The sequence below is a fragment of the Nocardioides sp. zg-DK7169 genome (assembly GCF_013155365.1).
In the GTDB taxonomy this organism is placed as follows: Bacteria; Actinomycetota; Actinomycetes; order Propionibacteriales; family Nocardioidaceae; genus Nocardioides.
Genome location: NZ_JABJRA010000003.1, coordinates 158178 through 172733 on the forward strand (window position 1 = coordinate 158178; position 14556 = coordinate 172733).

Annotated in this window: 14 protein-coding genes; 6 read left to right on the forward strand and 8 right to left on the reverse strand. The window is 72.5% G+C overall.

Annotated elements, in window-relative coordinates; translation table 11 throughout:
• Position 1: 1 nt before the first annotated feature.
• Genes tpiA through HOQ23_RS05800 form a run of 3 tightly spaced genes read left to right on the forward strand, consistent with a single transcriptional unit; the run spans position 2 to position 1479 of the window.
• Positions 2–802 (forward strand): triose-phosphate isomerase, encoded by an 801-nt coding sequence (gene tpiA / locus HOQ23_RS05790; protein ID WP_172212733.1) that lies wholly within the window; start codon positions 2–4, stop codon positions 800–802.
• A 30-nt stretch (positions 803–832) separates the two neighbouring features.
• A complete protein-coding gene (gene secG / locus HOQ23_RS05795) occupies positions 833–1066 on the forward strand; it encodes a preprotein translocase subunit SecG (RefSeq protein WP_172212735.1) in 234 nt (77 codons plus the stop codon).
• Between the two features lie 53 nt (positions 1067–1119).
• Complete coding sequence (locus tag HOQ23_RS05800; RefSeq protein WP_172212737.1) at positions 1120–1479, forward strand: RNA polymerase-binding protein RbpA; 360 nt, start codon at positions 1120–1122, stop codon at positions 1477–1479.
• Positions 1480–1623: 144 nt separating this feature from the next.
• Here the strand turns inward: HOQ23_RS05800 and HOQ23_RS05805 are convergent, their stop codons facing one another.
• The 7 genes from HOQ23_RS05805 to tkt all read right to left on the reverse strand — a co-directional run bounded on the left by HOQ23_RS05805 (position 1624) and on the right by tkt (position 10835).
• Positions 1624–2598, reverse strand: coding sequence for a hypothetical protein (locus HOQ23_RS05805; RefSeq protein ID WP_172212739.1), 975 nt, complete (start codon positions 2596–2598; stop codon positions 1624–1626).
• Between the two features lie 143 nt (positions 2599–2741).
• A complete protein-coding gene (gene pgl, locus HOQ23_RS05810) occupies positions 2742–3473 on the reverse strand; it encodes a 6-phosphogluconolactonase (protein ID WP_172212741.1) in 732 nt (243 codons plus the stop codon).
• Positions 3470–4384: a glucose-6-phosphate dehydrogenase assembly protein OpcA gene (locus tag HOQ23_RS05815; RefSeq protein WP_172212743.1), complete on the reverse strand. Its 915-nt coding sequence runs from the start codon at positions 4382–4384 to the stop codon at positions 3470–3472. The genes pgl and HOQ23_RS05815 overlap by 4 nt, the downstream gene beginning before the upstream one ends.
• Before the next feature lie 13 nt (positions 4385–4397).
• Entirely contained in the window at positions 4398–5921 is a 1524-nt protein-coding gene (gene zwf, locus HOQ23_RS05820; RefSeq protein ID WP_172212745.1) for a glucose-6-phosphate dehydrogenase, read from the reverse strand.
• Positions 5922–5937: 16 nt separating this feature from the next.
• Positions 5938–7578 (reverse strand): glucose-6-phosphate isomerase, encoded by a 1641-nt coding sequence (locus HOQ23_RS05825; protein WP_367650390.1) that lies wholly within the window; start codon positions 7576–7578, stop codon positions 5938–5940.
• Positions 7575–8681: a transaldolase gene (tal, locus tag HOQ23_RS05830; protein WP_153323419.1), complete on the reverse strand. Its 1107-nt coding sequence runs from the start codon at positions 8679–8681 to the stop codon at positions 7575–7577. Before tal ends, HOQ23_RS05825 begins: the two co-directional genes overlap by 4 nt.
• A 48-nt stretch (positions 8682–8729) precedes the next feature.
• The gene (tkt, locus tag HOQ23_RS05835; protein ID WP_172212747.1) at positions 8730–10835 is read right to left on the reverse strand and encodes a transketolase; all 2106 of its coding nucleotides are present in this window, start codon (positions 10833–10835) and stop codon (positions 8730–8732) included.
• Between the two features lie 99 nt (positions 10836–10934).
• On the opposite strand from tkt, the gene HOQ23_RS05840 reads away from it, so the two are divergent.
• Genes HOQ23_RS05840 through HOQ23_RS05850 form a run of 3 tightly spaced genes read left to right on the forward strand, consistent with a single transcriptional unit; the run spans position 10935 to position 13436 of the window.
• Entirely contained in the window at positions 10935–11891 is a 957-nt protein-coding gene (locus HOQ23_RS05840; protein ID WP_172212749.1) for a heme o synthase, read from the forward strand.
• A 45-nt stretch (positions 11892–11936) separates the two neighbouring features.
• Positions 11937–12824 (forward strand): TIGR02569 family protein, encoded by an 888-nt coding sequence (locus HOQ23_RS05845; RefSeq protein ID WP_172212751.1) that lies wholly within the window; start codon positions 11937–11939, stop codon positions 12822–12824.
• Positions 12825–12866: 42 nt separating this feature from the next.
• Entirely contained in the window at positions 12867–13436 is a 570-nt protein-coding gene (locus HOQ23_RS05850; protein ID WP_172212753.1) for a hypothetical protein, read from the forward strand.
• A gap of 121 nt (positions 13437–13557) precedes the next feature.
• On the opposite strand, the gene HOQ23_RS05855 is transcribed toward HOQ23_RS05850, so the two are convergent.
• Positions 13558–14550, reverse strand: coding sequence for a heme A synthase (locus tag HOQ23_RS05855; protein ID WP_367650391.1), 993 nt, complete (start codon positions 14548–14550; stop codon positions 13558–13560).
• Positions 14551–14556: the final 6 nt, after the last annotated feature.

The following is a 14556-nucleotide window of genomic DNA, read 5'->3' on the forward strand; positions in this document are numbered from 1 at the left end:
CATGGCGAAGTCTGCTGCCCGTGTCCCGCTGATGGCGGGCAACTGGAAGATGAACCTCAACCACCAGGAGGCGGTGGTCCTGGTCCAGAAGCTGGCCTGGACCCTCACCGACAAGCGTCACGACTTCGACAAGGCCGAGGTCGTCGTGGTGCCGCCGTTCACGGACCTGCGCTCGGTGCAGACCCTGGTCGACGGCGACCGCCTCAAGGTGAAGTACGGCGCCCAGGACGTCTCGGAGCACGAGTCCGGCGCCTACACCGGCGAGATCTCCGCCGGCATGCTGGCCAAGCTCGGCTGCTCCTACGTCGTGGTCGGTCACTCGGAGCGGCGTGAGTACCACGCCGAGTCCGACGCGACCGTCGCGGCGAAGGCGCACGCCGCGCACGCGGCCGGCATGACGCCGATCGTGTGCGTCGGCGAGGGCCTCGAGGTGCGGCGCGCCGGCGAGCACGTCGCCCACACCCTCGCGCAGGTCGACGGCTCCCTGGCCGGCTTCACCGCCGAGCAGGTCGCCGGCCTGGTCGTCGCCTACGAGCCCGTCTGGGCGATCGGCACCGGCGAGGTGGCGACCCCGGAGGACGCCCAGGAGGTGTGCGGCGCGATCCGCGCCCGCATCCGCGAGGTCCACGGCGACGCCGCGGCCGACGGCGTACGCGTGCTGTACGGCGGTTCGGTGAAGGCGTCGAACGTCGCGGGGATCATGGTCAAGGAGGACGTCGACGGCGCTCTCGTCGGTGGCGCGAGCCTCCAGGCGGAGGAGTTCGGCGGAATCTGTCGCTTCTACGACATGCCGGTCCTGTGACCGGCGGTCGGTGACGTAGGATTTCACACTGTGACTACCGTCCTCTCCGTCCTGCTCGTTCTCGCGAGCGCGCTGATGATCCTCCTGGTGCTCCTGCACAAGGGGCGCGGCGGCGGCCTTTCCGACATGTTCGGTGGCGGCGTCTCGAGCTCCCTGGGTGGTTCGTCGGTGGCTGAGCGCAACCTCGACCGCTTCACGGTCGGGGTCGGCGTGATCTGGTTCGCGTGCGTGATCGCACTCGGCCTGCTGCTCGCCTATCCCTGAGTTCCGAAGACACTCGGCACCATCGCTGACTAGAGCTTGAGGAGACGTCGCCCGTGGCAGGTGGAGGAAGCGCAATCCGTGGCAGCCGGGTGGGTGCCGGCCCGATGGGCGAGGCCGAGCGTGGTGAGGCAGCCGCTCGTCAGACGGTGACCTACCACTGCTCGAACAGCCACCGTTCGGTGGTGGCCTTCGCGATCGAGGCGGTCGTGCCCGAGGCCTGGGACTGCCCCAAGTGCGGGCTGCCCGCCAGCCAGGACGCGGAGAACCCGCCCCCGGCGCCGAAGAACGAGCCGTACAAGACACACCTGGCGTATGTGAAGGAGCGGCGCTCCGACAAGGAGGCGGCCGACATCCTCGACGAGGCGCTCAAGCTCCTCCGCACCCGCCGCAAGTCCGGCGACCTGATCTTCTAGGCCCAGCCGGACCCCAGCACCACCCACTCGAACGCCGAGTCGGCGCCAATGGCGCGCCGATTCGGCGTTCGTGGTTGCGCGAGTCGGCGTCAACGGTTGCGCGAGTCGGGGCTTGTGGTTGTCCGAGTCCGGGCTTGTGGCGGGTCACTCGGTGCGGGTGCGGGTGCGGCGCGTGCGGACCTCGGCCGCCCGCACGAGCTCCTGCATCCGCCGCTCGCAGTCAGCCGTCCGGCCGAAGACATCCTCGGCGCGGAACACCTCCAGCAGCCAGCCGGCGTCGGCGGCGCGCTTGCGTCTGCGTGCGTCGCGCTTCTGCGCCTCGGGTCCGGAGTGCCACTGCGCCCCGTCGTACTCGAAAGCGAAGCGGCGCCGTCGTTCGGCGAGGTCGAGGCGCGCGATGAAGCGACCCTCGTCCCACACCTCGACCTGCGGCTCCACCCCGGTGAGTCCCAGCTCCACGCAGCGCAGCCGCAGCACCGACTCCGGCGGCGACTCGGCGCGCGCGTCCGCCAGCGGGCCGATCGCCCGCAGGGTGCGGACCCACCGCATGCCGCGGAACCTGCGGATCCCCGCGAGGAACTCCTCGCGACCGAACACGCCCAGGCGGAACATCGCGTCCAGCCCCGTGATCGCCTCGTCGGTCCAGCGCACCCGGCCCAGGTCCCAGGCGGTCCGCAGCGGGGTGGTCACGCGGAGCCCGTTCACCTCGCAGATGTCGACCGGCCGCAGGTTGCGTTCTCCGCCCCGCGAGAGCCCGTTGCTGCACCTGCCCCGACCCGAGGGCCGGAAGACCGACAGCGGTCGCAGGTCGAGGTGCTCGCCGGGCGCGAGCACCATCTCTGCTCCCAGCAGCCATCCGGCGTGCCGGTCGACCACGACGGCGTCGGGCGGTACGACGAGCGCGAGACAGGCGGCCCGGAGGGAGAGGGAGTCCGGAAGCTCCGCCGCGACGTACACGCCTTTGATCGGGCGCCGCAGCACCCGCCCCTCGAGGAGGAGCCGCAGGGCATGGCGGCTCACGCCGGCGTCAAGCGCACTGGCATAGGTGAACGGCACGTCGCGGGGAAGCGGGACGCTCCGGTCGAGCGTGCCGTGGGCAAGGGTGGTCTCGAGGTCCATGGCCCCACACTGCGACGAGACCCGGGCCGGTGGGAGTCGCCCGCCGCCGACCTGTGGACGACCGCGCCCGTCACGTCGACTGGGCACGCCAGGCGGGCCGGCTCGCGCAACCATTGACCCCGACTCGGCGAGCAGGGGTGGGGTCAGGGGAGGCGGGAGGCGGCGGGGCGGTCGAGGTGGAGGACGGTCTCCTCGGTGCCACCCACCCACGCCGCCGGTACGTCGTGGCGCTGCGGGCGCGGGGTGGCCAGGGTCCGCGCGACGGCGTCGGCCTTGCCCTCGCCGCTGACCAGCAGCCACACGGCGCGGGCGCGGGCGAGCGCGTCGAACGTGAGACTGATCCGGTCCGGGGGCGGCTTGGGGGAGTCGTGGACCGCGACGGTCGGGCGACCGGCGACGTCGAGCGCGCGGTGGCCGGGGAACAGCGAGGCGACGTGGGCGTCGGGCCCCAGCCCCAGCATCACCACGTCGAAGGCGTCCGTCCCGTGCGTCTCGAGCAGGGCCGCGTAGGCGTCCGCGCCCTCCTCGGCGCTCGCCGCGTCGGCGGACGAGGCCATCGCGAACACCTTGGCCGGGTCGACCGGCACTCGGTCGAGCAGGTCGGCGCGGGCCTGACCCGCGTTGCGCTCGGGGTCGTCGGGACCGACGAACCGCTCGTCGCCCCACCACACCACGACGCGTGACCAGTCGACGCCGGAGCCGGGCGTCAACCGCGCGACCTCGCGGTGCACCTCGCGGGCGATGGTGCCGCCGGTCAGCACGACCTGCGGCTCACGCCCGTCGGCCTGGACCGCGACCAGTCGCTCCAGCAGCGCCCGGGCGACCGCGGTGGCCAGCGCTGCGGCGTCCTCGTGGCGCACCACCTGGGCGCTCATGCGCGCTCCTTCTGGGCGTGCAGCACGTGCTCGGCGACCTCGGCGTACACCTCGTCCTCGTCGAGGCGTCGCAGCTCCTCGGCGAGCAGCGCGGGCAGGTCACGGCGACGCAGCGCGGTCGGGCGGTCCGGGCGCCCCGGTGAGCTGAACGTCGCCAGCCGCCCGTCGGGACGGTCCAGCCGGATCGGTCCCTGACGGGTCTCGAGCTCGACCTCGGTGATCCCGGGCCCGTCGGTGGCACGCCGCTCGACCTGCACCTTCAGCCGGCTGCCCAGCCAGCCCGCGAGCAGGTCGGCACTCGGGTTGTGCCGCTCGGCTCCGACCAGGGCGCCGGTGACGGTGAGGTGCTGCTGGTCCAGGGCCCCGGCGAGCAAGGCCCGCCACGGCGTGAGCCGGGTCCAGGCGAGGTCGGTGTTCCCCCGCGTGTACGACGCGCACTGGCGCTGCAGGGCGAGCGTGCGCGCCTTCGTGGCGCTCGCGCTGTCGGTGATCCGGCGCGTCGCGAGCGCCCCCAGGGGATCGGCCGCGGGGTCCTCGGGGGCATCGGTCGGCCACCAGGCGACGACGGGGGAGTCCGGGAGCAGCAGCGGCAGCACCACGGACTCCGGGTGCCGGGTGACCTCGCCGCTGAGCCGGATGAGTGCGGTCTCGCCGCTCCAGCCGGCGCCGATGCCGACCTCGGCGTCCACGCTGCCGTGGCCGCGGCCGTCGCCGATGATCACGCCGAGCACCCGGGCGGGATGCTCGTGGGCGGCCTGGCGGGCGACCCGCATGGCGGCCTCGGCGTCGTCCTCGTCGACCACGACCACCAGCGTCATCACCATGCCCATCGCCGGGCTGCCGGCCCGGGTGCGAGCGCGCACGAACTCGGCGGCGATCGCCGAGGAGGTGGTGTCGATCAGCTCGATCATGCTCGTCCTCCGCTCACGGCCGGCGCCAGGCGCGGCCGTCGCGCTCCAGCATCGCGTCGGCGGACTCCGGTCCCCAGGTGCCCGCGGGATAGGGATCCGGCGTGCCCTTGCGTGCCCAGGCCTCGAGCACGGGGTCGAGGATCTGCCAGGACAGCTCGACCTCCCGGTGACGCGGGAACAGCGGCGGGTCGCCGAGCAGGACGTCGAGGATCAGCCGCTCGTAGGCCTCCGGCGAGGCCTCGGTGAAGGAGCCGCCGTAGGCGAAGTCCATCGACACGTCGCGGATCTCGAGGGCGGTGCCGGGCACCTTGGAGCCGAACCGCAGGGTCATCCCCTCGTCGGGCTGGACCCGGATCACGATCGCGTTCTGGGTGAGCTCCTCGGTCGAGCCCGCGCTGAACGGCAGGTGCGGGGCCCGCTTGAAGACCACCGCCACCTCGGTGACGCGGCGGCCCAGACGCTTGCCGGTGCGCAGGTAGAACGGGACGCCGGCCCAGCGGCGGTTCTCGACATGGAGGGTGACCGCGGCGTAGGACTCGGTGGTGGACCCGGCCGGCATCCCCTCCTCCTCGAGGAAGCCCGGCACCTTGGCCCCGCCCGCCCAGCCGCCGACGTACTGCCCGCGGGCGGTGGTGAGGTCGAGTCGCCGGGGCAGCACGATCGAGGAGAGCAGCTTCTCCTTCTCCAGGCGCAGGCTGTCGGCGTCGAAGGCGGGCGGCTCCTCCATCGCGACCAGCGCCATCAGCTGGAGCAGGTGGTTCTGGATCACGTCGCGCGCCGCACCGATGCCGTCGTAGTAGCCGGCGCGGCCGCCGATCCCGCCGTCCTCGGCCATGGTGATCTGCACGTGGTCGACGTAGTTGGCGTTCCAGACCGGGTCGAAGATGCTGTTCGCGAAGCGGATCGCGAGGATGTTCTGCACCGTCTCCTTGCCGAGGTAGTGGTCGATGCGGAAGATCGAGTCCTCGGGGAAGACCTCGCCCAGGGCGCGGTCCAGCTCCCGCGCGGACTCCAGGTCGTGGCCGAAGGGCTTCTCCACCACCACGCGGCGCCAGGAGCCGTCCGGCGCGTCGGCGAGCCCGTGCTGCTTGAGGCGCTGCGCGACAGTGCCGAAGGAGCCCGGCGGGATCGCGAGGTAGAAGGCGTGGTTGCCGTCGGTGCCCCGGGCCGCGTCGAGCTCGTCGACGGTGGCACGCAGCCGCTCGAAGGCATCGGCGTCGTCGAAGGAGCCGGACACGAACCGGACGCCCTCGGAGAGCTGCTCCCAGACCTCCTCGCGGAACTCGGTGCGGGCGTGCTCCTTGACCGAGTCGTGCACGATCTGCGCGAAGTCCTGGTCGGCCCAGTCACGGCGGGCGAACCCGACCAGGCTGAAGCCCGGCGGCAGCAGCCCCCGGTTGGCGAGGTCGTAGATCGCCGGCATCAGCTTCTTGCGCGACAGGTCGCCTGTGACGCCGAACAGCACCAGGCCGCACGGGCCCGCGATGCGGGGCAGGCGCCGGTCGCGAGGGTCCCGCAGCGGGTTCCGCCAGGTCATCGGGGCCGCCCGCCCGTCAGCCGAGCGCCGTGCGTACGGCGTCGAGGCCGGCGGGTGACTCCACGTGCAGGCGCAGCACCGGGCGTCCGTTGCCGGCCAGCACCTGGCCGTCACCGACCGCCTGGGCGGTGATGAACTCCTGGAAGGTGAAGGAGCGACCCGGCACGGCGAGGTCGGCGGCGGGGGCGGAGGTGACCTGGAGGAACACCCCGGTCGCCGGTCCGCCCTTGTGGTACTGCCCCGTCGAGTGCAGGAAACGCGGGCCCCAGCCGAACGTCACCGGACGACCGGTGCGCACCGCCAGCCGGTCGCGGGTCTCGGCCAGCGCGGCGTCGAGGTGCCGGTCGAGGTAGGCCTGGACGGCGAGATAGCCGTGGGTGGGGTCGAGGGTGGCCAGCAGGGCGGCCACCGCGTCGGCGACGGTCTCGGTGCCGTCGGGCAGCCAGCCGTCGGAGGCGTAGACGGTGACCGGCCCGTCGGTGAAGACCGGGGCGGGGGAGGACGCGGCACCGTCGAGCATGCTGCGTGCGGCGGCCTTCGCGCTCTCCACGTCGGGCTGGTCGAAGGGGTTGATGCCCATCACCCGGCCGGCGACCGCGGTGGCGTACTCCCAGACCAGCATCTGCGCGCCGAGCGGCAGGTCGAGGTGGGCGCTCCAGCCGGAGACCACCTCCACCGCAGCAGCGGCGTCGCTGTCCGCGCCGTACGTCGCGAGCAGGACGTCGGGGTGCCGGGTGGTCTCGGCGGCGGCCGCGAGCGAGCCGACGACGACCGGGAGGATGCCGTGGCCGTCCTTGCCGGTGGACTCGGCCACCAGCTGCTCGACCCAGTCGCCGAGGCCGGGGTAGCTGCCCCCGGCACCGGCCAGCGCGAGCTTGTCGACCCCGGACAGGTTGGCCGCCCCCAGCAGGGAGCCGAGCACGAGTCCGGGGTTGTCGGCGCTGTCCTTCTCGAGGGCGGGGCGCACCGACTCGGCCTGGTCGAGCAGACCGGCGATGTCCGCGCCGGCGAGACCGCTGGGCACCAGCCCGAAGGCGGTGAGCGCGGAGTAGCGCCCGCCCACCTCCGGATCGGCGAGGAAGACCCGGTAGCCGGCCTCGCGGGCCGACTGCTCCAGCGGCGAGCCGGGGTCGGTGACGACGACGATCCGCTCAGCGGGGTCGATGCCCGCGTCGCGGAAGGCCTGCTCGTAGGCGCGGCGCTGGCTGTCGGTCTCCACCGTGCCGCCGGACTTGGAGGAGACGACCACGACGGTCTCGCCGAGGCGGTCCTCGATCGCGCGTCGTACGACGTCGGGCGCGGAGGAGTCGAGCACGTCGATCTCCACGCCGGCGGCCGCGCAGATCACCTCGGGGGCGAGGGAGGAGCCGCCCATGCCGCACAGCACCAGGCGGGCGAGCCCGCGTTGGCGCAGCTCGACCCCGAGCAGCGAGATCTCGGTGACCAGGTCACGCGAGGTCTGGCTCAGGCCGACCCAGTGCAGCCGCTTGGCGGCCTCGTCGACGGCCGCCTCGCCCCACAGGGTGGGGTCGCGGTCGGCCATCCGGCTGGCGACCCGGTCGGTGACGAGGCGGTCGAGGACCTCCCCGTGCGGCGACCCGGCGGGCGTGCCGACGGCGATCGCCCCTGTCTCGTCCCACGCCATCGCCCGGGTCACGCGTTCGCCTGCTCCATCTGGCCGCGGACGGTCGCGACGAGCTCATCCCAGGACTTCACGAACTTCTCGACGCCCTCGGTCTCGAGGGCCACGAGCACGTCGGCGAAGTCGACACCGACCTCCTCGAGGCGGGCGAGGACCGCGCGGCCCTCGTCCTCGCGGCCGGTGACGAGGTCGCCGCGGACCTCGCCGTGGTCGGCGAAGGCCTCGAGGGTCTTCTCCGGCATCGTGTTGACCGTGCCGCCCACCACCAGGTCGGTGACGTAGAGGGTGTCGGGGTAGTCGGGGTTCTTCACCCCGGTGGAGGCCCACAGCGGGCGCTGCACGTTGGCGCCGGCCTCGGCCAGCGCGCGCCAGCGCTCGGAGCCGACGACCTCGGCGTACGCGCCGTACGCGATCTGGGCGTTGGCGATCGCCGCCTTGCCGCGGAGCTCGAGCGCCTCGGGGGTGCCGATCTTCTCCAGCCGGGCGTCGACCTCGGTGTCGACGCGGGAGACGAAGAACGACGCGACGGACTGGATGCTCGACAGGTCGAGGCCCGCCTCCTTCGCCCGCTCCAGGCCGGCGAGGTAGGCGTCCATGACGGCGCGGTAGCGCTCCTCGGAGAAGATCAGCGTCACGTTCACGCTGATCCCCTCGCCGATCACCGTGGTGATCGCGCTGAGCCCGGCCTGCGTGGCCGGGATCTTGATGAGGACGTTCGAGCGGTCGACGGCCTTGAAGAGGGCACGTGCCGAGGCGATGGTGCCCTCGGTGTCCTGGGCGAGGTCGGGTTCGACCTCGATCGAGACCCGGCCGTCGCCGGCGGAGGTGCCGGCGAGGGGCTCGAGCACGTCGCAGGCGTTGCGGACGTCCTCGGTGGTGAGCTCGAAGATCACCTCGTCGACGCTGCGGCCCTCGGCCACCAGGCGCCGCACCTGCTCGTCGTAGCGCTCGCCGTTGGCGATCGCGCTCGCGAAGATGGTGGGGTTCGTGGTGACGCCGACGACCGAGCGCTCGCGGGTGAGGTCGGCGAGGTTGCCGGTCTCGATCCGCTCGCGGGAGAGGTCGTCGAGCCAGATCGAGACGCCGGCGTCGGCCAGTGCCTGCAGACGGTCACTCATGTACTGCCTCCTGAAGTCGTGGTGGTGAAGTACCCGAGCGGGGCGTGCTCAGACCGACGAGACCCGGACGCTGTCGCGGGCGGCGTCGGCCACGGCCTCACCGGTGATGCCGTACTCGGCGTACATGCGCTGGTAGTCGGCCGAGGCGCCGAAGGTGTCGATCGACACGATCCGGCCGTGGTCGCCGACGATCTCGCGCCAGCCCATGGCGACGCCGGCCTCGACCGAGACCCGGGCCTTGACGGTGGGCGGGATCACGGTCTCGCGGTAGGCCTCCTCCTGGGCGTCGAACCACTCGCGGCACGGCATCGAGACCACGCGGGCGCGGATGCCGTCGGCGGCGAGGAGCTCGCGGGCCGCGACCGCGACCTGGACCTCCGAGCCGGTGCCGATCAGGACGACGTCGGGCAGCCCGCCGTCGGCGTCGAGCAGCACGTAGCCGCCGCGGTGGACGTTGGAGGTGTCGCTGAAGCCGTCGGTGCCGCGGGGGAAGACCGGGACGTTCTGGCGGGTGAGCGCCAGGCCGGCCGGGCGGTCGGTGTGAGACAGGATCGCGGCCCAGGCAGCCGCGGTCTCGTTGGCGTCGGCCGGGCGGACGACGTCGAGGCCCGGGATCGCGCGCAGCGCGGCGAGGTGCTCGATCGGCTGGTGCGTGGGGCCGTCCTCGCCGAGGCCGATGGAGTCGTGGGTCCACACGTAGGTGACCGGCAGGCCCATCAGCGCGGCCAGGCGCACCGAGCCACGCATGTAGTCGGAGAACGTGAGGAAGGTGCCGCCGAACACGCGGGTGCCGCCGTGCAGGGTGATGCCGTTCATGATCGCGCCCATGCCGTGCTCGCGGATGCCGAAGTGCAGCACCCGGCCGGCGGCGGGGTCGCCCTGCCACTGGTCGGTGGTGCGGTCCGCCGGGATGAACGAGGGGACACCCTTGATCGTGGTGTTGTTGGACTCGGCCAGGTCGGCCGAGCCGCCCCAGAGCTCGGGCATCAGCGGGGCGACGGCGTTGATGACGGCGCCGGAGGCCTTGCGCGTGGCCATCCCCTTGGGGTCGGCCTCGAACGTGGGCAGCGCGGCGGCGAGGCCCTCGGGCAGCGCGCGGGTCTGCATGCGCTCCCAGGCGGCCAGCGCCTCCTTCGAGGCCCGCTCGCGCCAGGCGGCGAAGCCGGCCTGCCAGTCGGCCTGGGCCTGCTTGCCACGGGCGACCAGGGTGCGGGTGTGCTCGATGACGTCGGTGGGGACCTCGAAGTCCTGCTCGGGGTCGAAGCCGAGGATCTTCTTGGTGGCCGCGACCTCGTCGGCGCCGAGGGCGGAGCCGTGCGAGGCGCCGGTGCCCTGGGCGTTCGGCGCGGGCCAGGCGATCACCGTGCGCAGCACGATGAAGCTGGGCCGGTCGGTCACCGCGTGGGCGGCCTGCACGGCCTCCCACAGCTGCGGGATGTCCTCGACGTACGTCGTGCCGTCCTGGGTCCAGTCGACGGTCTGCACGTGCCAGCCGTAGGCCTCGTAGCGCTTCGCGACGTCCTCTGTGAACGCGACGTCGGTGTCGCCCTCGATCGAGATCCGGTTCGCGTCGTAGATCACGGTGAGGTTGCCGAGCTGCTGGGTGCCGGCGAGCGAGGACGCCTCGGCGCTCACGCCCTCCTGCACGTCGCCGTCGCTGCAGATCGCGTAGATCTGGTGGTCGAACGGCGACTCGCCGGGGGCGGCGTCGGGGTCGAGCAGGCCGCGCTCGCGGCGGGCGGCCATGGCCATGCCGATGGCGTTGCCGATGCCCTGGCCCAGCGGTCCGGTGGTGGTCTCGACGCCGGCGGTGTGGCCGAACTCGGGGTGGCCCGGGGTCTTGCTGCCCCACGTGCGCAGCGACTTGATGTCCTCGATCTCCAGGCCCCAGCCACCGAGGAAGAGCTGGTTGTAGAGCGTGATCGAGGAGTGGCCGGCGGAGAGGACGAAGCGGTCGCGGCCGGCCCAGTTCGGGTCCGCCGGGTTGTGACGCATCGCCTTCTGGAACAGCAGGTACGCCGCGGGAGCGAGGCTCATCGCGGTGCCCGGGTGACCGTTGCCGACCCGCTGCACCGCGTCCATCGCGAGGGTGCGGGCCGTGTTCACGGCCTTGTCGTCGATGTCGTTCCAGTCCAGGGCAGAAGCAGTGCTCACAGGGTTCCTCTCGCGGGGCTTCGGGCGATACCGAGCCTACTCACCCCGCGCGATAGACTCAGCATCGCTCCACGCTTCCGAAGATCATCGAGGACACCAGTGACGTACGTCGGCCAGCCGGCCCCTGCTGCACCGCCGCAGTCGACCGGCGACGAGTCCGGTCGGGCCACCTTCAAGGACGTCGTCGCGGCGTACGTCGGGCTCACCAAGCCCCGGGTCATCGAACTGCTGCTCCTGACCACCGTGCCGGTGATGTTCTTCGCGCAGCGCGGGGTCCCTCCGCTCGGCCTGGTCGTCGCGACCGTCGTGGGCGGCGCATTCTCGGCCGGGTCCGCCTCGGTCTTCAACTGCGTCTACGACCGCGACATCGACGAGCAGATGCGCCGCACCCGGCGGCGCGCGCTGCCGCGCCACATCGTCTCGGCGCGCTCCGCGCTGATCTTCGGCTTCGTGCTGGCGATCTTGTCGACGCTGGTGCTGGCCACGTGGGTGAACTGGCTGTCCGCCGGTCTCTCGCTCGGCGCGAACGCCTTCTACGTCTTCGTCTATACGATGCTGCTCAAGCGCCGCACCACCCAGAACATCGTCTGGGGCGGTCTCGCCGGCTGCTTCCCGGCCCTGATCGGCTGGACCGCCGTCACCGGTGAGCTGTCCTGGGTGCCGGTGGTGCTGTTCATGGTGGTCTTCTTCTGGACCCCGCCGCACACCTGGGCGCTGGCGCTGCGCTACCGCGAGGACTACGCCAACGTCGACGTCCCGATGCTGCCCGTGGTGGCCCCGGCCCGCGCGGTCGGGCGCCAGATCGTGATCTACAGCTGGGTGATGGTCGCGACCTCGCTGCTGCTATGGCCGGTCGCCGACACCAGCCTGGTCTACCCGGTCATCGCCGCGGTCCTGGGCGCGGTCTTCCTCGTGCAGGCCCACCGCATGTGGGGGCGCACGAAGACCAGCGACGATCTCGCGGTGATCCAGCCGATGCAGCTCTTCCACTCCTCGAACCTCTACCTGACGCTGCTCTTCGTGGCGGTCGCGCTCGACCCGATCCTGGGTCTCTGAGCGCAGGTCCCCGCCCGGACGCGGTGGGGACGCTAGCGTCGCGGCATGGGTGGTGCTGCCGGCGTCCGGTTGATGCAGGAGCCCGACTGGGCCTGGCGCCGTCGCGGTCCCACCGCGTCTGCGGTCGACGCCTTCGGCGTACGAGGTGGGTCGTTGCGGCGATTGCCCGGGGGAGCCGGGCACGTCTGGACCGACGGCCGGCTGGTGCTCAAGCCCGTCGGCTGCGTGCCGGAGCACACCTGGGTTTGCGAGGTGTACGCCGCCTGGACGAGCGACGAGGTGCGGGTCCCGCGGCCGGTGGCCCCGGCAGCCGGCCCGGGCGCCGGGTGTTCGGTGGACGGCTGGGGCGCCCACGTCTTCGTGCCCGGCCGTGACGCCGACCCGTCCCGGGAGCTGGCGGCGATCAAGGAGGCGAGCGATGCCTTCCACCGCGCGGTCGCGGACCTGCCTCGGCCGGCGTTCATGGACTGCCGCGATGACCCGTGGGCCTTCGGCGACCGGCTGGCCTGGGAGGGTGCCGAGCCGGAGGGGGATCCGGCGACCCTCGCGATGATCGCGCGGCTGCGCGCGGCGCTCGCACCGGTGCGGGGACCCGACCAGCCGATCCACGGCGACGTGCTGCCCAACGTGCTGCTGGCGGACCGGCTCGCCCCGGCCGTGATCGACTGGCCGCCGTACTTCCGGCCGGCGGGCACGGCGAACGCGGTGGCCGTTACCGACGCGGTCACCTTCCGCGGCGCCCCGATGTCGCTGCTCGAGGAGTGGGAGTCCGGACCGGACTGGGACCAGCTGCTGATCCGCGCCCTGCTCTACCGCCTCGGTCCGACCGGCATCTTCGCGGCCCGCAACCGGCTGATGGGCAGCCTGGTGACCCACGTGGAGCGGGTGCGGCCGGTCGTCGATGCGGTGCTCGCCCGGGTGCGGGCCGGATGAGCCGTGCGACAACCATCCACCGCCTTCGCTCGTCCCACTGCCATGAAATCCCAGATGACGGTGTCCGGCGTCGTGCTTGGGCTAGTGCTCGCGCTGTCGACGTCGTGCGGTGGCTCCGCCGGCGACCGGCCGCAGGATGCGACTGCAGGCGACTCGGCGAGGAGCAAGTCGTCCGTCTCGTCCCGCCCGCCGTCGGTGACCGGGCCCGATCCGCGGGTGCACAGGCACTCGGGCGCCTACGACCTGGTGCTCCAGGATGTCTCGGTGGTCCAGCGCAAGGCCCAGGACCGGGTCGTGCTGAGGTTCGCCGGCACCAGCAGGCCCGGTTGGGCCGCGCGGTTCGTCGAGGAGGCGGTGCTGGAGGGAAGCGGCAGGATCGTCGACCTCGACGGTGACACGATCCTCCGGCTCGACATCACCGGGACCCCGACCCGTGCGTCGGTCGACGATGCTCCCGTTCGCTCCCGGCTCGGTGGTGACGTCGTCGATCTGCGGGCGAGCGGTGCGTGGGAGGGCATGACGCACGTCTTCATCGGGCTCCGCGGCGGTCGCGGCGCGTACCGGATCGAGGTGCGCGCCACGCCTGCACGTCTGGTCGTCGATCTCGGGTGACCCGCGCCGCCGTGCTGGGGCGTTCACCGCTCGCTGTGTGTCGTACGACGCCGAACAGTCCCACCGGGTTGTCGACGGTTCCCCCGCCGTACACCACGTGTACAGCGTCAATAACCCCGCGTTACAAGCGGCTGGGCGCCACCGGAGCCTCGGCGGCCTCGACCGGCACCGTGAGCCCACCGGCCGCCACGGGCTCAGCCGCGTCGAGCTCGCGCGGGTGGCGTACGGCGACGAGCACCCACGCGATCGCGGCGGACGTGAGGGAGGCGCCGAGCATGTGGAAGCCGACCAGGACGATCGGCAGGTCGGTGAAGTACTGCACGAAGCCGATCGCACCCTGCCCGATCTGCACGGCGAACAGCACCCACAGGGCGCGGCGGGCGGAGGCGCCGTGGCGCCAGGCGTAGACGGCGAAGATCAGGCCCACCGTGGCGCCGATGAAGAAGAAGACCGCGTCGGCGTGCAGCTGGCTCATCTGTGCCGGGTCCAGGCCGTTGCGGGGCGAGTCGGCGTCGCCCGCGTGCGGGCCCGCACCGGTGACCATCGTGCCGATGTAGAGCACCACCCACCCGGCGGCGAAGACCACCCAGGCCAGCCCCACCACCGGTCCGCGAGCGCGGGGGAGGTCATCGCCGCGCAGCACCAGCTGGATGAAGCGCACCGCCAGGCAGATGATCAGGAACGAGCAGATCAGGTGCAGCGACACGATCCAGGGGTTCAGGTCGGTCAGCACCGTGACGCCGCCGATCACCGCCTGCGCGGGGATGCCGAGGCCCATCCAGAGGGCGAGCCAGATCAGCGAGCGACGACCGGTGCGGACCGCGGCGACGAACGTCGCGATCGCGATTGCCGCGAGCACGAAGGTGAGCAGTCGGTTGCCGAACTCGATCACGCCGTGGATGCCGTACTCGGCGTGGGGCGTGTAGGACTCGTCGGTGCAGCGCGGCCAGGTCGGGCAGCCCAGGCCGGAGCCCGTCAGCCGGACGACGGCGCCGGTCACGACCAGCACCATGTTGGCGACCAGGCTGCTCCAGCCGAGACCGAGCACCCACCGGTGGCCGGCGGGACGCGTGCCCCGTTCCACGTCGGTCGGGTCGGTCGAGGTGGCGGTCACGAGCAG

Bases quoted from the DNA above. Each gene is read 5' to 3' on its own strand.
- tpiA (WP_172212733.1), top strand. From the start codon at position 2: ATGGCGAAGTCTGCTGCCCGTGTCCCGCTGATGGCGGGCAACTGGAAG.
- HOQ23_RS05805 (WP_172212739.1), bottom strand. From the start codon at position 2,598: ATGGACCTCGAGACCACCCTTGCCCACGGCACGCTCGACCGGAGCGTC.
- pgl (WP_172212741.1), bottom strand. From the start codon at position 3,473: ATGAGCGCCCAGGTGGTGCGCCACGAGGACGCCGCAGCGCTGGCCACC.
- HOQ23_RS05815 (WP_172212743.1), bottom strand. From the start codon at position 4,384: ATGATCGAGCTGATCGACACCACCTCCTCGGCGATCGCCGCCGAGTTC.
- zwf (WP_172212745.1), bottom strand. From the start codon at position 5,921: ATGACCTGGCGGAACCCGCTGCGGGACCCTCGCGACCGGCGCCTGCCC.
- tal (WP_153323419.1), bottom strand. From the start codon at position 8,681: ATGAGTGACCGTCTGCAGGCACTGGCCGACGCCGGCGTCTCGATCTGG.
- HOQ23_RS05845 (WP_172212751.1), top strand. From the start codon at position 11,937: ATGGGTGGTGCTGCCGGCGTCCGGTTGATGCAGGAGCCCGACTGGGCC.
- HOQ23_RS05850 (WP_172212753.1), top strand. From the start codon at position 12,867: ATGAAATCCCAGATGACGGTGTCCGGCGTCGTGCTTGGGCTAGTGCTC.